The 19,539-nt window shown below is 59.7% G+C and carries 15 protein-coding genes; 12 read left to right on the forward strand and 3 right to left on the reverse strand.

All coding sequences use genetic code 11. The features are described from left to right. Positions 1–233 precede the first annotated feature (233 nt). The 12 genes from RSD66_RS14610 (at position 234) to RSD66_RS14665 (ending at position 14,005) form a co-directional block, all read left to right on the forward strand. Positions 234–1,556, forward strand: a complete 1,323-nt coding sequence (locus tag RSD66_RS14610) for a glycosyltransferase family 4 protein (RefSeq protein ID WP_415288437.1) — start codon at positions 234–236, stop codon at positions 1,554–1,556. Positions 1,557–1,560: 4 nt separating this feature from the next. Next, positions 1,561–2,481, forward strand: coding sequence for a sulfate adenylyltransferase subunit CysD (cysD, locus tag RSD66_RS14615; protein WP_415288438.1), 921 nt, complete (start codon positions 1,561–1,563; stop codon positions 2,479–2,481). Next, on the forward strand, positions 2,481–4,334 hold the full coding sequence (gene cysC / locus RSD66_RS14620) for an adenylyl-sulfate kinase (protein ID WP_415288439.1): 1,854 nt from the start codon (positions 2,481–2,483) through the stop codon (positions 4,332–4,334). Before cysD ends, cysC begins: the two co-directional genes overlap by 1 nt. A 5-nt stretch (positions 4,335–4,339) precedes the next feature. Then, the gene (locus RSD66_RS14625) at positions 4,340–5,164 is read left to right on the forward strand and encodes an ABC transporter permease (RefSeq protein ID WP_119413828.1); all 825 of its coding nucleotides are present in this window, start codon (positions 4,340–4,342) and stop codon (positions 5,162–5,164) included. A 44-nt stretch (positions 5,165–5,208) separates the two neighbouring features. Continuing rightward, the gene (locus RSD66_RS14630; RefSeq protein WP_415288440.1) at positions 5,209–6,369 is read left to right on the forward strand and encodes a chain-length determining protein; all 1,161 of its coding nucleotides are present in this window, start codon (positions 5,209–5,211) and stop codon (positions 6,367–6,369) included. After that, positions 6,369–7,037 carry an ABC transporter ATP-binding protein gene (locus RSD66_RS14635; protein ID WP_119413830.1) on the forward strand — a complete coding sequence of 223 codons (669 nt, stop codon included), beginning with the start codon at positions 6,369–6,371 and terminating at the stop codon, positions 7,035–7,037. Before RSD66_RS14630 ends, RSD66_RS14635 begins: the two co-directional genes overlap by 1 nt. 2 nt (positions 7,038–7,039) lie before the next feature. Beyond that, entirely contained in the window at positions 7,040–7,903 is an 864-nt protein-coding gene (locus tag RSD66_RS14640) for a hypothetical protein (protein WP_415288441.1), read from the forward strand. 350 nt (positions 7,904–8,253) lie between these two features. After that, entirely contained in the window at positions 8,254–8,820 is a 567-nt protein-coding gene (gene rfbC, locus RSD66_RS14645) for a dTDP-4-dehydrorhamnose 3,5-epimerase (RefSeq protein ID WP_119413832.1), read from the forward strand. A gap of 47 nt (positions 8,821–8,867) precedes the next feature. Continuing rightward, the gene (gene rfbB / locus RSD66_RS14650; RefSeq protein WP_415288442.1) at positions 8,868–9,926 is read left to right on the forward strand and encodes a dTDP-glucose 4,6-dehydratase; all 1,059 of its coding nucleotides are present in this window, start codon (positions 8,868–8,870) and stop codon (positions 9,924–9,926) included. After that, positions 9,919–10,821, forward strand: a complete 903-nt coding sequence (gene rfbD, locus RSD66_RS14655; RefSeq protein WP_415288443.1) for a dTDP-4-dehydrorhamnose reductase — start codon at positions 9,919–9,921, stop codon at positions 10,819–10,821. The genes rfbB and rfbD overlap by 8 nt, the downstream gene beginning before the upstream one ends. Positions 10,822–10,823: 2 nt before the next feature. Further along, the gene (gene rfbA, locus RSD66_RS14660) at positions 10,824–11,693 is read left to right on the forward strand and encodes a glucose-1-phosphate thymidylyltransferase RfbA (protein ID WP_415288444.1); all 870 of its coding nucleotides are present in this window, start codon (positions 10,824–10,826) and stop codon (positions 11,691–11,693) included. Between the two features lie 236 nt (positions 11,694–11,929). Continuing rightward, complete coding sequence (locus tag RSD66_RS14665; RefSeq protein ID WP_415288445.1) at positions 11,930–14,005, forward strand: glycosyltransferase; 2,076 nt, start codon at positions 11,930–11,932, stop codon at positions 14,003–14,005. Positions 14,006–14,059: 54 nt separating this feature from the next. Here RSD66_RS14665 and RSD66_RS14670 read toward each other — a convergent pair whose 3' ends face one another. The 3 genes from RSD66_RS14670 to RSD66_RS14680 all read right to left on the reverse strand — a co-directional run bounded on the left by RSD66_RS14670 (position 14,060) and on the right by RSD66_RS14680 (position 18,867). Then, positions 14,060–14,863 carry a glycosyltransferase family 2 protein gene (locus RSD66_RS14670; protein WP_415288446.1) on the reverse strand — a complete coding sequence of 268 codons (804 nt, stop codon included), beginning with the start codon at positions 14,861–14,863 and terminating at the stop codon, positions 14,060–14,062. After that, a complete protein-coding gene (locus RSD66_RS14675) occupies positions 14,860–16,773 on the reverse strand; it encodes a glycosyltransferase (RefSeq protein ID WP_415288447.1) in 1,914 nt (637 codons plus the stop codon). The genes RSD66_RS14670 and RSD66_RS14675 overlap by 4 nt, the downstream gene beginning before the upstream one ends. 87 nt (positions 16,774–16,860) lie before the next feature. Further along, a complete protein-coding gene (locus tag RSD66_RS14680; RefSeq protein WP_415288448.1) occupies positions 16,861–18,867 on the reverse strand; it encodes a hypothetical protein in 2,007 nt (668 codons plus the stop codon). Between the last annotated feature and the right edge of the window lie 672 nt (positions 18,868–19,539).

The following is a 19,539-nucleotide window of genomic DNA, read 5'->3' on the forward strand; positions in this document are numbered from 1 at the left end:
CCTCCGAGATCTGTTGTCAGTATGGCGACGAGAAAAGTCACCTGCAGCTTCCCTAGCAGCGTTGCCATGAAGGGTCGAGCGTGAAAGGCGCCAAAACCACAGCTTAAGCCCAAAACGTGGCCTGCGGGCTACAGGGATGAAGCACAGGTTAACAAAGGCTCCTCTTGCGCCCCTTGACCTGAGGTTCAGGGTGTCGTCCACATCCGGCTGCTTCATCGGATCAGCTCATCTCAATGTCTTCTATCTGCATCGACGGCTTCAACCTGGCGCTCGCAAAGGGCTCGGGGATCGCCACCTATGGGCGAAACCTGCTGATCAATGCGCGCGAAATCGGTCTGGGCACGCAGGTGCTTTACGGCCCGGCGGCGGCCCGCAAGGCCAGCAACGTCGTCAACGAAACGGCTCTGACCGACGCCGAGCGCCCTTCCGAGAAGCTGAACCGAAAGAAGAAGATCCAGCGCTTCCGCGACACCTATATGTCGCGCTTCGGACGTGAAGCGCACGCCATTATGCCTTCGGGCGAGGTGATCTGGCCCAATCGCGGCGGCGGCCGACCAGCGGCCGACAGCTTCTGGGCCGCCCAGAACCTGTTCCAGATCGCCAACCGCAGCTTCGCGGCCTATGGCAAGGAAACCCCGGTAAGCTTCGAAACCTCGACCGAGGTGCCTCGGCCCGACGCCATGCACTGGACAGCGACCCTGCCGCTGTACGCCAAGGGCGTGGCGAACCTATACACCATCCACGACCTCATCCCGCTGCGCCTGCCGCACACGACAATGGACGACAAGGCCGTCTATATGCGCCTGTGTCAGGCCGTGGCGAAACGCGCCGACCACATCGCCGTGGTGTCCGAGACGACCCGTCAGGACGTGATCCGTCTGCTGGGCGTGTCCGAAGACCGGGTCACCAACACCTATCAGGCCGTCGACCTGCCCGAGAGCCTGACCTCGCGCTCTCAGGCCGAGGTGGAGCTGGAGCTGGAGGGCGTCTTCAACCTGGGCTGGAAGGACTATTTCCTGCACTTCGGCGCCATCGAGCCGAAGAAGAACCTGGGTCGCATCGTCGAGGCCTATCTGGCGTCCGGCAGCAAGACGCCGCTGGTCATCATCGGGGGCCGCGCCTGGCTGGACGAGGGCGAGACCGCCCTGCTGAACCAGGTCAAGCGCGACGGCGGCCCCAGCGCCGACCGCATCCGCCAATATGAGTATATGCCCTTCTCCATGTTGGTCAGCCTGATCCGGGGCGCCAAGGCCACCCTGTTCCCTTCCCTGTATGAGGGGTTCGGCCTGCCGGTGCTGGAGTCGATGGCCCTGTCGACGGCAGTGCTGACCTCGACGGGAGGCTCCCTGCCCGAAGTCGCCGGGGACGCGGCCGTGATCGTCGATCCCTATGACGTCCAGGCGATGACGCGCGGCATTCAGGCGCTGGACGCCGACGAGAGCCTGCGTCACGAGTTGCAGGCGCGCGGCCTGATCCAGGCCGGCCAGTTCACGCCCGCCGCCTATCAGGCTCGACTGCGCGACCTGTACGGCAAGGTCGGCCTGACGCTGGCCTGACGCCGTGCCCGCCGCCCTTTCCGCTGAACGGCTCACGCACCTCCAGAGACTGGAGAGCGAGAGCATCCACATCCTGCGCGAGGTGGCGGCCGAGTGCGCGCGCCCGGTGCTGCTGTATTCGATCGGCAAGGATTCGGCCGCCCTGCTGCACCTGGCGCGCAAGGCCTTCCATCCGGCCCCGCCGCCCTTCCCCCTGCTGCACGTCGATACGACGTGGAAGTTCCGCGCCATGTACGCCCTGCGCGACCGCATGGCCGCCGAAAGCGGCATGGAACTGATCGTCTACAAGAACCCCGAAGCCGTCGAGCGCGGCGTCAATCCGTTCGATCACGGCTCGGCCGTGCATACGGATATGTGGAAGACGCAGGGGCTGAGGCAGGCGCTGGACCTGCACGGCTTCGACGCCGCCATCGGCGGAGCGCGCCGCGACGAGGAGGCCAGCCGAGCCAAGGAGCGGGTCTTCTCCTTCCGCGGCCCCGGTCACCGCTGGGATCCGCGCCGTCAGCGGCCGGAGCTGTGGAGCCTGTACAATCCGCGCGTCTCGCCGGGCGAGACCATGCGGGTCTTCCCCCTGTCCAACTGGACCGAACTGGACGTGTGGGACTACATCGCCGCCGAGAACATTCCCGTCGTGGACCTGTATTTCGCCGCGCCGCGCCCAGTCGTGACGCGCGAAGGCGCCCTGATCGTCGTAGATGACGAACGAATGCGGCTGAGCCCCGGCGAAACGCCCGAGGTCCGCACCGTCCGCTTCCGCACCCTGGGCTGCTACCCCCTGTCCGGCGCCATCGAAAGCGAAGCGACGACGCTGGACGCCGTCATCGCCGAAATGCGCGCCTCGCGCAGTTCCGAGCGTCAGGGTCGCCTGATCGACCGCGACCAGGCCGGGTCGATGGAGCGCAAGAAGCAGGAGGGCTATTTTTGATGTCGGCGCCCTCCCCTCAGCGCGACCTGCTGCGCTTCATCACCTGCGGCTCGGTGGACGACGGCAAGTCGACGCTGATCGGCCGCCTGCTGCATGACGTCGGCGCCGTGCCCGACGACCAGATCGCCGCCCTGACCGATGCGGACGGCGCGCTGGATTTCTCCCTGCTGGTCGACGGCCTGCTGGCCGAGCGCGAACAGGGCATCACCATCGACGTGGCCTATCGCTATTTCTCGACCGAGCGGCGCAGCTTCATCGTCGCCGATACGCCCGGTCATGAGCAGTACACGCGCAACATGGCCACCGGCGCCTCGACCGCCGATGGAGCGATCATCCTGGCCGACGCGCGCAAGGGGGTGCTGACCCAGACGCGCCGCCACGCGCACATCCTGGCCCTGATGGGCGTGCGCCGGGTGGTTCTGGCCGTCACCAAGATGGACCTGGCGGACTGGAGCCAGCCCGCGTTCGAGTCCATCGCCGCCGAGTTCGCCTCCTACGCCGCACAGGTCGGACTGGAGGTCACGGCCATTCCGGTGTCCGGCGCGACGGGGGCCAATGTGGCGCGACGCGGCGAGGACGGCGGCTGGTATTCCGGCCCGACCCTGCTGGAGACGCTGGAGGCGCTGCCGCCGCTATCCGAAGGCCAGGACATGCCGTTCCGCATGGCCGTGCAGGGCGTGATCCGGCCGCATCTGGACTTTCGCGGCTATACGGGCCGGATCGCCGCGGGCCGCGTGAGGCCCGGCGACGGGGTGCGCGCTCTGCCTTCAGGGGTGACGACCACGGTCGCGCGCGTCCTGGCCCCGACCGAGGACGCCGAAGAGGCCCGCGCCAGTCAGTCCGTCGTTCTGACACTGACCGACGAGATCGACCTGTCGCGCGGCGACGTCCTGTGCGCCGCCGACGCCCCGCTGGAGACCGCCGACCAGTTCGAGGCCGCCGTGATCTGGATGGCCGAGGCGCCGCTGCTGCCCGGCCGCCAGTACGATCTGAAGCTGGGCGCCCGCACCGTCGCCGCCTCGATCACCGACATCCGCCACAAGGTCAACGTCAACACCCTGGAGCCGCTGGCCGCCCGGACGCTGGAGCTGAACGACATCGGCGTCTGCCATCTGTCGCTGGGGGCCGACATCGCTTTCGCCCCCTATGAGGAAGACCGCGAAATGGGCGGCTTCATCCTGATCGACCGGATGAGCCAGGCGACGGTCGGGGCCGGGATGATCCGCTTCGCCCTGCGCCGCGCCCACAACATCCATCGCCAGCCGATCAAGGTCGACCGCGCCCGACGCGCCGCCCTGAAAGACCAGCAACCAGCCGTGCTGTGGTTCACCGGCCTGTCCGGCGCGGGCAAGTCCACCATCGCCAACCTGGTCGAGGAGCAGTTGGCCGCCGAGGGGCGTCACACCTATCTGATCGACGGCGACAATCTGCGCCACGGCCTCAGCCGCGACCTGGGCTTCACCGAGGCCGACCGGGTCGAGAACATCCGCCGCGCCGCCGAAGCCGCCCGGATGATGGCCGACGCCGGCCTGATCGTCCTGGTGTCGCTGATCTCGCCTTTCCGCGCCGAACGGGCGATGGCCCGCGAAATGATGGGCGATGTCCCCTTCCTGGAAATCTTCATCGACGCCCCGCTCGCAAAGGTCGAAGCGCGCGACGTCAAAGGCCTCTACGCCAAGGCCCGGCGCGGCGAGTTGGTCAACTTCACCGGCATCGACAGCCCGTATGAGGCGCCGGAAGGGGCTGAAATCCATGTTCAAACGGAAAAAAATACGGCAGAAGAAGCGGCAGGCGTCATCCTTGACGTTTTCCTGAACGCATCGGGGCGTCCGTCTGGCGCTCGATCCAGGTAGGTTCGATGGCTTCCGATACCTCAATCCCCGACAAGTCGGCCTCGTTTCCGCGCCGCTTCTTCGCCGGCGTCGAGCACCATCTGCGCATCATCGGAGCTCTGATCCTGCGCGAGATGGCGACCCGCTATGGCCGTCAGGGGCTGGGCTTCGTCTGGATCGTGGGCGAACCTCTCATTTTCTGTTTCGGCGTGATGATCCTGTGGAGCTTTACCAAGTCGCCTTATGAGCACGGCATCCGCCTCGCGCCCTTCGTGATGACCGGCTATATGAGCCTGATCATGATCCGGCACATGATCAGCCTGCTGTCCACCGCGCTGCAATCGAATCTGGGACTGCTCTACCATCGCCGCATCACCCCGATGCACATACTGTCAGCGCGCATCATCCTGGAACTCGCCGGCAGCACGACCGCCTTCCTGATCGTCTATCTGGTGCTGCTCAGCCTTGAACAGGTCAGCCTGCCGTTCAACTACCTGCTGCTGTATCAAGGCTGGTTCACCCTGGCCTGGGTCGCTTCGGGCCTGGCTCTGGTGCTGGCCGGTCTGGCCATGCGTTTCGAGGTGTTCGAACGCATGATCGGCCTGATTAGCTACGCCATGATCCCGCTGTCGGGCGTTTTCTTCATGGTTGCGTGGGTGCCGCCAGCCGCCCAGAAGATCTATCTGAGCGTGCCCTTCGTCCACTGTGTGGAAATGATACGCGCGGCGGTGTTCGGCGAGTTCGTGGTCACCCACTACGATCCGATGTACCCGATCATCTGGGGCGCGTGTCTCAATATCGCAGGCCTGCTGCTGATCGCCGGCGCCCGCGAACACATGGCGTCTGACTGACTTTATTTACCATTTATGACCACTCCCAAGGGTAAAAGGCACGCATGGCCGACTCCAAGCTGCAGTACCTAGGCTCCTTGCCCAAGATGCTTCCGGGGCCAGGCAAGACCGGTAAGAAGCGCAAGCTTCCGATCGCCTTCATGATCGTCGTGGGCGTGCCCACCGCGTTGGCTGCAATCTATTATCTGCTGATCGCCTCGCCGCGATACGTGTCAGAAGCGCACTTCGTCGTCCGTTCAGCGAATGTATCCCAACCCACGACGGTCGGCATGGCGTTGAGCGTTGCGGGCTTCTCGACCAGCGCCAACGAAGCCTTCGCTGTGCACGAATATCTGACGTCACGCGACGGCATGAAGGAAATGCAGAAGCGGTTCGACCTGCGCGCCATTCTGGGCCGCCCCGGAGCAGACGCCCTGTCGCGCTACCCGCGTCCTTGGGAAGGCGACAGCGAAGAGAGCCTCTACAAGGCCTTCCAGCGCTTCCTGACGGTCGGCCATGATTCCGGCACCGGCATCAGCACCATCCGCGTGCAGGCCTTTTCCGCCCGCGAAGCCCAGGCGCTCAACCTGGCGATGCTGGACAGCGGCGAGACCCTGATCAACCAGTTGAACGAACGCGCGGCCGCCAACGCCCTGCGCGATGCCGAACGCGACCGCCAGGCCGCCCTGGCCGCCGCCGAAACCGCCAAACAGGCGCTGACCGCCTTCCGCACCTCGACACGCTTCCTCGATCCGCGCGCCGAAGCGGCTGAAAGCACTCAGGTGAGCGTCACCCTACTGGTCTCAATCGCCCAGTTGAAAGCCGAACGCGACCAGCTGGCCGCCGAGGCGCCGGCCAGCCCGCAACTGCCGATCCTGAACCGCCGCATCGCCGGGCTGGAACGCCAGGTGGAGGACGCCCGCGCCCGCCTCGCAGGCGGCGCCGACTCCCTGGCGCCCAAGCTGGGCGCCTATGAAGATCTGGTCCTGCAGCGCGAGATCGCCGAGCGCCGGGTGTCCCAGGCCGAAGCCAGCCTCCTGACGGCTCAACAGGACGCCAGCCGCCAAAAGCTCTATCTGGAGCGCATCGTATCGCCCAGCCTGCCGGACAAGGGCAGCGAGCCGCGCCGCTGGCGGGCGATCCTGACCATCTTCGCCTCGTCGCTTCTGGCCTATGCCATCGGATGGCTGGTCTGGGCCGGCATTCGGGAACACAGGCAGAGCTGATGGCGCTCGAAGAGCCGGGCTTGCGCGTCGTCGACGTCAGCAAGAAATTCAAGTCGAGCAAACGTCCCGTGTTCAAGGACGTCAACTTCGACCTCGGCCGCTCTGGTCGGCTCGCCCTACTAGGCCGCAACGGCCAGGGCAAGTCGACGCTCATCCAGATGTTGGGCGGCATCATGCCCCCCAGCACGGGCAAGATCGAATGGAACATGACGACGTCATGGCCCATCGGCTTTGCAGGCGGCTTCCAGGGCAGTCTGTCCGGGCTGGACAATGTCCGCTTCCTCTCGCGTCTGTATAAGCGCGACTACAAGGAGACCCTGGCGCGGGTCGACGACTTCGCCGAACTCGGCAAGGCGCTGCGCGAACCGGTCAAGCATTTCTCGTCGGGGATGCGCGCCCGCCTGGCCTTCGGCCTGTCGCTGGCGATCGAGTTCGACTGCTATCTGATCGACGAGCTGGTGGCGGTCGGCGACGCCCGCTTCCAGCGCAAATGTCAGGAAGGCCTGTTCGAGGATCGCGGCCACTGCGCCTTCCTGATGGCGTCGCACGACACCAATCTGATCACCCGCTATTGCGATCGGGCCCTGATCATCGAGAGCGGCAAGGCCAAGATTTTCGACGACATCAAGGAAGCCGTCGAAGTCTACACCTGGCTGCGCGCCGCCTGACCATGCCTAACACCAAACAACATCTGTGGCTGATCATTCCGCCATGCGCCGATCGGGACGACTGGGTGGCTTCGATCACAGCACAGGCGACGGATGCGGGCTTTACGGTCATCAATTCGGCAGCCGACGCCAACACGGTCGCGTTGGGCAAGACATTGACCCTGTCGCTAGACCCTGAAGAGGCTCGCAAAGCTGGCGTTCACGCAAAGGACGTTGCCGTCTTACTGAGCACCAGCGGTCCCCTCTCCGCCAAGCTGGACGCAGATAACGACCCTGCGCCACGCCATAATGCGGTGAAGAATGCTTCTGACTTCATCCGACGCGGATACGCCTTCTTTCCCGACCGGGTTTTCAAGGCCGAAGACTTCGCAGGAACTTCAGTCAAACTCTTTCCCGGCTTCTCCTTGCTTGGCCCAACATCCACCTCAACGTCCAATCGTAACAGAGCGCTGAAGGAGGCCCTTTCCATCTACGCGGCCGACCACGCTTTCTGGGGAAGTGAGGTTTTTGATATCAACGCAAAGGATGTGCGCCACAACAAGGAAGAAGTCGCTCTCGACCTGACCGGCCGTCCGCGCTTCCTGATCTTCGGCCCTTACATCGCCATGCCAGCGGGACGCTGGAAAGCTGTCGCCCGTATTGGCTTCAGCGCCCCCACCGCAAGACACCAATACAGGGCCGATTGGGGGACTCAGGATACATACACCTCACATCACTTTCGTCCGGAGCGGGAAGGCGTGTTCCAGGTTGAAATCGAATACGAATGGGACAAGCCCTCGGCGTCCGAATTTCGATTGCTGTTGCTAGAGGGCGCTTTCGACGGCGAAGTGACTTTCTTTGGCGTTGAGATCGTCCGGGTTGGTTAGAACCTGCCGAGACGTTCCCGGGCCCGGCAGGAAGCCCCTGCGCAATCCCATCAGGATATGGCGGTCTGCGACCCTTGACCAAGTGGGAACATCACTTGCCGTTTGCACCCGACAAACCTTCGGCAAGTTGACGCGATTGGATAACCGCTCCAGATCGCCCGGAAGCGATCCCGGAACTTCGAAGTTCCTACTACAGGAAATCATGAGACGGGGCTGCGGTGGTGCTGAGTACCTGAGACGCTGGGAACATGAAGCGATGGATTGCCCTGCCGAGAGCCCTTAGGCTACATGCACTCGCACGCTGATGATCTCTAGGATTGCGTGACCTTGTTGAGAGAAGCGACGAACATATGGCGACGGTCCAGCTATTAAAAACCAAAAGATTTGGCGACACTCGTGGCTGGTTTTCAGAAACTTATTCTGAGCAATCACTGGCCAAAGCGGGCATCCACCATAGTTTCGTTCAAGACAATCACTCGTATTCGGCCTTAACCGGGACCATTCGTGGATTGCACTTTCAGAGGCCTCCGTATGCACAGGCCAAGCTGGTTCGTTGCGCACGCGGTTCGATAATGGATTATGCTGTAGATGTTCGTCGAGACTCTCCAACCTATGGCAAGTGGGTTGCCGCTCTACTGTCGGCTGATAACGGCTCCCAGCTCTATGTGCCTGTTGGTTTTGCCCATGCCTTCATTACCCTCGAGCCCGATACCGAGGTAATTTATAAGGTTTCCGCCGTTTATGCGCCGGACTGTGATGGCGGGCTGCTCTGGAACGACCCCGAGATCGGAATCGACTGGCCGCTCCCGGCTGCGGGCCCGATCCTATCGGATAAAGACGCAGCCCTGCCTGCGTTAGCCGAGTTTGACAGCCCGTTTGACTATGACGGGGTCCCCCTCACAGCACTATCCGACTAGGCTGCACCGCGGCCCGATACGGCGACGTTACTAACGGAGAAATTGTTTTGCGCATTCTGGTTACGGGCGGAGCTGGTTTCATCGGCTCGGCTCTAGTTCGTCAGTTGATGAATCACACGGACCACGAGGTCCTCGTCTATGACAAGCTCACCTATGCAGGCGTCCTCAGCTCTCTTGAACCTGTAGTCTCCAATCCACGCTATAGCTTCGTTCGCGCCGACATCACCGACCCAGAAGCCGTTGCTCAAGCCCTGACCGACTTCAAACCGCAGATAATCGCTCACCTGGCGGCTGAAAGTCATGTTGATCGCTCGATCGACGGGCCTGGCGAATTTGTCCAAACCAATGTCGTCGGCACCTACGTTATGCTACAACAGGCACTAGGTTATTATCGCAGCCTGGACGATCAGGCCAAAGCAGCTTTCCGTTTCCACCATATCTCCACGGACGAAGTATTCGGATCGCTGGGCGATGAAGGCTTATTTACGGAAACTACCGCCTACGACCCCCGGTCTCCCTACTCGGCATCAAAGGCATCATCCGATCACCTCGTTCGCGCCTGGGGGCATACATACGGCCTCCCCATCCTGGTTACCAACTGCTCGAACAACTACGGCCCGTATCATTTCCCTGAAAAGCTAATCCCCTTGATCATCATTCGCGCCCTGAATGGTGAGCCATTGCCCGTTTACGGCGATGGGACCAATGTGCGCGACTGGCTCTTTGTCGATGACCACGCTCGCGCCCTGCAAGCCGTGTTCGAACGCGGTACGCCAGGCGAAACCTATAATGTAGGTGGTAATGCAGAACGCAAGAACATCGAGGTTGTGCGTGCCATCTGCGCCGTGCTGGACAGGGAACGCCCCCGGGCCGACGGCAGTCCGTATGCCGATCAGATAACCCATGTCGCAGACCGACCGGGCCACGATCACCGCTACGCCATTGATGCGTCGAAGATCCGGCGAGAGTTGGAGTGGGAGCCGACAAAGACATTTGAAGAGGGGATCGGTCTGACAGTCCGCTGGTACCTCGACAACCAAGAGTGGTGGCAAACTATTGTGGCTAATAGCTATGCCACCGAGCGCCTGGGCAAAGCCCATGCTTGAGACTGAGCAACCGCTTTCCATCCTCGTCACCGGCGGCGCTGGACAGGTCGGGCTGGAGCTCTTGGCGACCAAATGGCCAGATCACATCAGACTTCACGCCCCCACCCGTTCCGAGTTGGACCTTGGTAATCCAAGCGCGATAGAGCGGCTGTTCTCGTCGCGTGCTTATGCTGCGGTTATCAACTCAGGCGCCTATACCGCCGTGGATCAGGCTGAGAACGAAGTGGCCGCCGCCTATTCCGCCAATGCTCTAGGGCCGGCGCTCCTGGCTGACGCAACCCGTGCAGCGGGCATCCCGTTGATCCAGGTCTCGACCGACTACGTCTTCGACGGTGCGCATGTCGGTGAGTACAATGAAGACGAAGCCGTACAACCCCTTGGCGTGTATGGAGCTTCTAAACTGGCTGGCGAGATGGCCGTTCTGAGGGGCAACCCTCGCTCCGCAGTGTTGAGGACCGCATGGGTCGTTAGCCAACATCGCACCAATTTTGTCAAAACCATGCTTCGGCTGGCGACGGAGCGCCACACGCTGCGCGTCGTGAATGATCAACACGGCAATCCCACTTCAGCTAGGGATATCGCCGAAGCTCTGAAGACGATCACGCTGCGCATGATTGAAGACGAGGCTGCCCCGCGAGGCATTTTTCATTTCGTCAACGCCGGCGCTACAACCTGGGCAGGACTGGCGCGTGAAGTGTTAGCCCTCAGCGAAGCCCACGGCGGCCCTACAGCCAAAGTAGAGAACATTACCAGGGCCGAGTTTCCTACTCTCGCAAGCCGTCCAGCCAATTCCCGACTGGCGACGCAGAGAATCCAGCGTGAGTACGGCGTTGTTCCTCGTCCGTGGCAGTCTGCCGTTTATGAAATTGTGGACCAGTTGTCCGCCAAGGAGTGACCATGAAAGGTATTATTCTCGCCGGCGGTTCCGGCACACGGTTGCATCCAATGACGTTGGTCACATCGAAGCAGCTCATGCCCGTCTACGATAAGCCGATGATCTATTATCCGCTCTCTACACTGATGCTGGCGGGCATTCGCGAAGTCCTGATCATCTCCACGCCCCGCGATACGCCAGCCTATCGTGCGCTTCTCGGTGATGGGTCGCGCTGGGGAATGGACATCCAGTATGCTGTGCAGCCTAGTCCAGACGGATTGGCGCAGGCCTATATCATTGGCGCCGATTTTGTCGGCGACGAGCCATCAGCCCTCATTCTAGGCGACAATATTTATTACGGCCACGGCATTAACGACCTTTTCGTCAGCGCTATATCGCGATCAGAAGGCGCGACCGTGTTTGCGTACCACGTCAACGATCCCGAGCGATATGGAGTGGTCGATTTCGACACTTCCATGAAGGCCCTGTCGATAGAGGAAAAGCCAACCGCCCCTAGATCCAATTGGGCAGTGACTGGGCTTTATTTCTACGACAAGGACGTGGTTGAAATTGCAGCCAACCTGGAGCCTTCAGCTCGCGGCGAGTTGGAGATCACCGACGTCAATCGTATTTATCTGGAGCGAGGAAAGCTTTCTGTAGAAATCATGGGGCGCGGCTTCGCCTGGCTGGACACCGGTACGCCTGACAGCCTGTTAGAGGCGGGCGAATTTGTCCGTACACTTGAAAAACGTCAGGGCTTCAAGATTGCGTGTCCCGAAGAGATCGCATTCGATCGCGGCTTCATCGACGTCAATCAGCTGGAACGACTCTCACACGATTTCGGAAAGAGCTCCTATGGTGATTATCTCCGCAACATCATCTCAAATCGATAGGCGTGAGAGGGCGTAGCGCCGAGGCGCTTCTGGCTTCCGAGCCAGCCTTTTGCTCGGCGTGCGAGCTCAACCCACGTAGCCTCCAAAGTTATCGCTTGACTAATCCAGTTCCCTAACCCGCAGGTAGATTTGTGAAGATCTCGAGGTGGCTAGCGCGCGCGTATCGCAAGGCTATAGGGCGTCCGCATCGCCCTCCTCTTCTGCCCGTGGAGGATGCTGCAAAGATGGCGGCTAGCATGGGCGACGCTGCGCGGGACCGGCAAGACTGGCAGGGTGCCATCACAAACTACGGCCTGGCGTTAGTACTGGCACCCGAGAATTTGCCTATTCGCATTCAGTTAGGGCATGCCCTGAAAGAAGCCGGGCGTTGGTCCGAAGCTGAAACAACCTATCGCCTCGCCTGCGCGGCCGACCCAGCGAACTCCGAACTAAGACTGCACCTTGGGCACGTGCTCAAGATCCAGGAACGTCGTGCGGAAGCTATTGAGGCGTACTTGGACGCCCTCGACATCGACCCGGGCCTAACTCTCGCCCGCAACGAGCTAATCTCCATGGGCGCGCGTGACTTTCTGCCGAGCGAGCAATATGGGCAGCCGGCCATGTCGGCCAGCCTAGCGCGGATCAGCAGCCTCTTGGATCAAAACCTGGAAGCTATACGAGAATGGATTACGGTCTCAACCTATCCAGCAGAGGCCTACCATAATTTCAGATCCACCTTCCCCGTACAGCCTCCCCCCCCAGCAGCGGTAGGTTCCAGTCTGGCTGTAGTTATTGATGCAGTAGATGTGGATCCCGATCTTCTTCGTCTATCGCTCAACAGTCTTCTCGACCAAAGAGATGGCAATTGGACGGCAGTAGTTCGCGCGTCGGCGAGCCTGCACGAACACGCTGTCGCCAGTTATGTCTATCAGGATCGCCGGATCTCGTTCGTTAGCGACGGGGCGGATGCGCCTTGGCTTGCGCTAGATTCAGACTTGGTCCTGTTAACGGAAGCAGGCTGCAGACTAGACCGCGAAGCCGTCGGGTGGCTGCGCTACGCTTCGGAGCGAACGCGCGCCGACGTGATCTATGCGGATCACGATCATCACACCTATGACTGGCGGCGCGGGGCGACCTACAGCAGACCCGCTTTGCACGCGATGCCCGACATCCACGATCAGGCGAACACTCCCGATCCACCGCTATGCCTGCTCGTCCGCGCTGGCGCCCGGCCCCTTATAGCCGCCGCCTCTATTGAAACCGCCGGGAAGGAACGGCGCCAGAGCATCCTATTAGCTGCCCTCTCTACAGGCCTAACCGTCGCCCACCTGCCTCGCATACTTAGCAGCAAACGTATTTCCGATGCGGCTATGTCGAACAATGAGCCGTTGCCTCGTAGCGAGGCACGCCGGGTCGAGGGTGAGGAAAGACTACTGGTCATCATCCCGACTCGTGACCAGCCTGACCTCCTCAGGTCATGCCTCGACAGCTTAAAAGAGAAGCTGTCAAACCCGCATTCAGTTGATGTAATGGTGATTGACCATCGAAGCACCCAAGCTAACACTCTAAATCTTCTTTCGGAGCGCGCGCTGAGCGGCGATATCGAAATTATGCAGGTGGATGAACCCTTTAACTGGGGACGGTTCAACAACCTAGCCGCAACCGGGCAAGGCCATGACATACTTGTGTTCGCCAACAACGATGTCGAATTCCTAACCGATGGGTGGGACGACGTCGTTCGCGGCAGTTTAGCCGGCGAAGCCGTGGGTGTTATAGGCGCTAGACTTCTCTATCCGGATCGCACTATCCAGCATGCGGGCATTGCCATGGGAGTTAACCACGGCCGGCCGGTCCACGAAGGCGTCGGTGCGGATATGGCGTCCGGGGGCCCCATGAATCGTTGGCACCGTTCACGCCAGACATCCGCCGTTACCGGAGCATTGATGGCGGTAAAGCGGCGGGTGTTTGAAGCGGTTGGAGGCTTTGATGAAAGGCTGGCGATCGCGTACAATGACATTGATCTCTGTCTGCGCGTAAGAGAAGCTGGTTTCCGTGTTCTTTACGAACCGGGACTCGAGGCTATTCATCACGAATCGAAAACGCGCGGTCACAACGTGGATGCCGCTCGCGTTGCGTGGGATGATGCTGAACTTGCAGATATGTATGACAAGTGGGGCCAGGCCATGCTGCAAGAGCCCGGCAACAACCCACACTGGGTTGCCGCCGAGTCTCGGACGCATGACGGTTATCGCGACCTAAGCATGAGCGAGGTTCTTCAACACCTGGATCGCAGCGCCTTGATCAATCCATGGGCCATACATCAACGAAAGTAGCAGTCGGACTGCTGATCGTCGCTAGCCAACACGCAACGACCACGCGTGCCTTTGCTACTCGAAGAGCGCCTTTAGGGGCTTCTGATAGCGCTCTTCGATGATTTGGCGGATCGCGTCTGCGTGTCGCGAATCCGCAACCTCAAGCACCATCTGGCGCGACTCGATGCCAGAACGCAACTGCGCCTCACGGGGAAGGCCGGTCCAGACACCGCCAGCGTGTTGGTGATAGATGCTCATCGCCTGCTTGATGAAGCCGATCGGACCGAACCTTTCAAAGAAGAACGCCATTGCAATCTCATTGAACCGTTCGCGGAACAGCCGATCCGGCAACTGCCGCACCAAATCGGCTCTCAGCATGCATGACGAGAAATTGGCGATTAAATTCATCGACGGATCGGCCAGAAAATCCTCGCCGCTCAGTTTCTCCTTCGTCAGCTTGATCTGGCGATCGAGGAATGAGTCCCCACCTTCCGGTATTTGCCTGACCTTAATCATCGAGAACACCATGGAGCATTCTCGATTCCTCTGGAGGAAGTCCTTCTGGCTCTGGAGCTTCGTTGGATCGGTCCAGAGATCATCGCCCTCGAGAATGGCGATATAGTCTCCCGAGGCGGCCTGGAAAAGTCGGCGGAAGTTGCCGGAAATGCCGACGTTGGGCTCCTCGCTGATGTCGCGCACCAGCATAGGGTAGCGTTTCCGCCATTCCTGGATTTTGGCGCGCGTCCCGTCCGTCGACCCATCGGACGAAACAAGTATTTCGTGTGAGAAATCGCCGAGCTGTTCAACGACACTCCCGATTGCGGCATCGATATAACCTTCCTGATTATAGGTCGGCACTATGGTCGAGATACGAGTCATTGGGCGTATAGTCGCTTCATAGTTTGAGAGACCCCTTCGGCAGAAAAGCCTTCGCCAAGCTGCACCTCTCTTACACTCCGATCCATCGACACTATCGCTACCCGGTTCGCCTCGTCCTCCCATAGAGCGAGCCCGAGCAGGCGTTCGAGCCCATGCTCAACCGCCCCATCACGCACGAATGTCGAGCTATACCCGTCTGCGTCGCACATCATGCGAGCCGCTTTAAGCAGCAGCTGTGGGCGTATCCAGAACATAGTCCCGGCGACGAATGCCCAATCCCTGTCAAGATAACGCGAGAGACCGACTTTCTGCGCGAGAAGCTCTAGCTGTTCCATACTCGGCGGAATCGTATTGCGCCCGCCATGTTTGTAGAAATCTGCGCTACAGGCCATAGCTAGTTTTTCATCGGCTCTAAATCGTTCGATAATCTCGTCGACCAATTCAGCCGATCCTAGTAGAGGCTCCAGCAATCCCTTGCGCCAAGTATCGCCCCAAGGCTCGACATCACGTTTGGTATGAATCTTCAGAACCAGTTCATAAGTTTTGAAGGTCGACATCAGGCCGAAGAAGGGGGCAATGTCCGCGCCGACATTTGGGTAAAAGAAAATCCTCACATTAGGGAAGGCTTGGCGTATAAGCTGAAGTGCCTCGTGTTCTCCATCGAGCGATGTGGACACGAAGAGATCAAAATCAACTCGAATATTGCTGAGATATTTAATAATCTCCGGCACGCGTTCAGGGTGAAAAACGTGCAACAGGGCGGCGATCCGATATGACGACGCGTCACGGATCCTCTCAGATTCGACAGTCAGCGGGCGCGATTTCGACCGTACCTGGTTTTGAAGCGCGATAACGGCGCCCCGATCGACGTGCTCCTTATTCGTAATGCGCTCATTGGTGCCATCGTAATAGTCGACACCGACATAGGGAAGACCGGTAACTCTAGTTCGTGCGGCAACGCGCAAGATAAGATCCCAGTCCACGAGACGTCGCAGATTTTCGTCGAACCGAAAATCTCTGAATGACCCTACCCAGCGCATGAAGAAACAATTGAGGTCGATGAAGTTCGACCGCAGGCATGTCTCATAGTCAAAATCTGCATAAAGGATGCACTTTGTTTGCTGGGCATCATCATGTACGTTTGCCGCGCAATAACCGGCAGAGGACTGTGTTGCTGCAGCGTGCTTCAGCAGGAATTCGATCAGGCGATCTTTCCAGACATTGTCCGAGTCGAGAAAGAAGATCCATTCGCCGGCAGCGATATCAAGGCCAGTGTTCCGCGCACCTGACACGCCTTTGCTGTGACGATTGGACGTGTAGATGATCCGGGGGTCCGTAAACGCCTTGACCAGTTCGGCAGTCTTGTCCGTGCTCCCATCGTCAACAATGATCAGTTCGAAATTGGCATGTGTTTGAGCGAGAGCCGAGCGAATAGCGGCTTCAATCATTCCCGCACGATTGTGGGTCGGCATGATGATGGAAACCTTGTCGGCCGCGAACGGACTAGGAAGCGCTGCAAGGCGATGAATAGTTTTTTCGTGAGCGCCCCAGGCCCACTCACGATTACGGGGCGTTAATATTCGTCTGCATTCCTGCCGGTCGGCTGAAGTGCCCTGTTCCTGAACAGGGTAGATCCTCCGATTCTCATTCATGCCGCTTTTCAGATAATGAAGAAGCGGGTTTACGCCCGCTGCCTTAACATCCCGATTTGACCTAAGATATTGCGGTACACTGAAGGCGGGCGACGGGCTGCGGCCCAGGCGATGACCGAGCCAGAGGAAATGTTCCACTGGGTCCAGCCCGATCGTCTTCACATCCTGATAGCGCTCTTGGTACCACTCGGCATCAAATAAAGAAGAAGCCTTCACCAGGGCCACATCCGAATCCGACACTAACTTGATCTTTTTCATAGATTATCGCTTCAACTTTTCAATAGGGCTTGCGAAAAACATCCTGCGCAACGCCATTAATGACCTAAACCCTGAGCAATATCGGAGCTAACCCCTGTATAGCGCCAAGTAAATTCTTATATTCTTGGAATATCTCGCCATCAACTTCTTAATACTAACATGCTTTAGCTGATCGTTCCTTTCAGTTAACAGCGCGATACGCGCTTCTGCTCGAATCAATGAAGCCTCCCTCGCCTCTTTAGCCGACTGAATATTTAGCAATATTCGAGTAATATCGGCGATTTCATTGAATCTCTCTTCGACACTTCTCTCAAGAAGTTGAATCCGCTCATCGCGAGAGCGTATGATTTCATTACAACGCTCTAATTCTTTGGATTGCTCGCCCTCAAGCTTCTTGATCTCATCCTTCAAGGATGCCTGCGCCGACGCCAGTCTGCAGTTCGCCTCAAACCACTCCTCAGCCTCGAGGCTTCGCTGTCTCAACGCCGCCTCAAGTTCAGCGACGCGCGCCGCATGCTCGACCTGCACGCCCGCGCTCGTCTGGCGATGACGCTCCAACTCGTCCTCAGCCTCGAGGCTTCGCTGTCTCAACGCCGCCTCAAGTTCAGCGACGCGCGCCGCATGCTCGACCTGCACGCCCGCGCTCGTCTGGCGGTGACGCTCCAACTCGTCCTCAGCCTCGAGGCTTCGCTGTCTCAACGCCGCCTCAAGTTCAGCGACGCGCGCCGCATGCTCGACCTGCACGCCCGCGCTCGTCTGGCGGTGATGCTCCAACTCAGTCGTTAGGCGGATGCTCTCTTCATGGGACAGAAACGCGCGTCGCTCAAGTTCAGCGATTTTGTTCGCCTTCTCCGCCTCCATCGCCGAGTTTACTTGGCGTTGACGCTCCAACTCAACCACAAGGCGGGCGTTTTCTTCCTCAGACAGCACCTTACGCCGCTCAAGATCAGCAATTTTCGCCGCCTGTTCGGCCCCTCCCTCCTCCCGCGCCCGGCATTCACGGTCCAGCTCGGCGTTCAGACGGGCCGTCTCTCCCTGGTAGACTTCGATTTTTTGCTCAAGCTCGGCGATTCTAATCACTCTTTCCGCATTCTCCTGGCGGTCGCGTTCCAGCTCTGTGGTCAGGTCAGCCTTCGCCTTCTCGAGCAAGTGGGCCTTCTGCGCGACAGCCTTTAGCTCACTCGACAGGTCCTTTTTGGCGTCCAATGCACGCACCAAGGTCGTGACCTGATCCAGAGCTCCATTCATCCTGCCGCGAAGTGCGTCCAAAGCGTCGTGGTCAGACGACGCGCCAGACCCGCCCGCCCAACTTTCTAGGATCTGGAACGTCTCGCGCACGATATCGGCGACCTGCGCGGACTTGCGCACGTCTTCGGGCGCTCGTTGCTCATGACGCAGGCTCCCGGTCAGGAAGTCGTCGATCTCCTGCCGAACCTTCCCCGTATTGCGAGAGAAGTTCAGACCTAGCGCCTGTTCCATCCGCGTGATCTGCACGCGCCAGTCCTCAAGCAAGGCTTTGTAATTGGTGAACACCCGCACCCGCCCCCGTGTCGCCGCCTCGGCGTCGAGCACATGGCGAAGCCAGAGCAGCAGCCCGAGCTCGATAGGAATCCCGTCTCGCTTCTGCAGGGACTGAGCAGTCTCAAGCGGATTTCGATGGGTGTGGACAAACAAGGGCTCATAGCCGGCGCGGCTGAAGGCCTGATCCCAGAAACCAACGAAGCGACAGATTCGCGGGTCCTTTAGGAGAGGAAAATTTGCGGCCGAAAACTCTTCCTGCAGCACCTGGACGGCTTCAGTCATGAGGCTCTCGAACACCTGGGGGATAGTCGATCCTGGATCCAAAGGCGTAAGGCTCTTCCAATCAGACCCAAGTGCGTTCAGAAGCTTGTCGTTAAAGGCCATCACGCGCTGAGATTCGAAATATCCTTGGACGTTGTCGTCCCCTGCGGGCATCAGCGTTTTAGGAAGATCGCCCCCCAGGTGGCTGAGCAGGCCCGAGAGCGCTGAAGTTCCGGAGCGATGCGGACCCAGGACCATTAGGCTGAATGGCTTCTGGACCGATTTCGCTCGAGTGCTAGTCATCTTATCCATAGAGGCTTCTTAATTTGACGTTGGTCCAATGGTTGATCAAGGCGCGCGTCAATGTTGGCAGCGCGCTAGTGACTCTCTCACACGTCGCCTCCCAATAAAAAAGGCAGATCGACCTCGAAGCAGCCCTCGGCTGTGCGTTTGGAGGCAGCTTTGCTCTTGAACCCAAGAGCCAGCATCCGCGGTCATGATTCAGATAAAGCCCGCTAGTCGAAGTGCACGCGCTCGGCACGGTCCAGTGGAATCACGACCAATATCCCCATTAGGTCGTTCTGCCTCCCTTTGCGGGTAGAGACAACAGCAGGCGACGACGCGATCGACGCAATTGGCCTCATTGCTCCCCGTGCTCGCCAGGATAGCTTCTTCACCAGACTAGTTCTCGATCGGAGAACCTCGATCTGATGTGGACCTGAGCTCGTGCGAACGGGGAGCCCCAACGTGATCGCCAGGCGGCATCAGCCGCCTGGCCATTCCGCCAATTTCAAGCGCCGGCGAACAAGGACTTGCCAACGACGAAGCGTTGCCGCTGTACTTCGACTAACAGCAGGCGAGAATCCATTGTCCGTATCAATCACTATTCCAGACAAACCCGTAATGCCCCCCAGTGCGGTGGAGCGGCTTGAGCGTGCACTTGCTCAGTCTGCATGCTATCTGGAGTTCGGATCAGGCGGATCA

Origin of the sequence: Brevundimonas sp. S1H14, from assembly GCF_047716865.1 — a bacterium.
GTDB classification, from domain to species: Bacteria; Pseudomonadota; Alphaproteobacteria; order Caulobacterales; family Caulobacteraceae; genus Brevundimonas; species Brevundimonas naejangsanensis.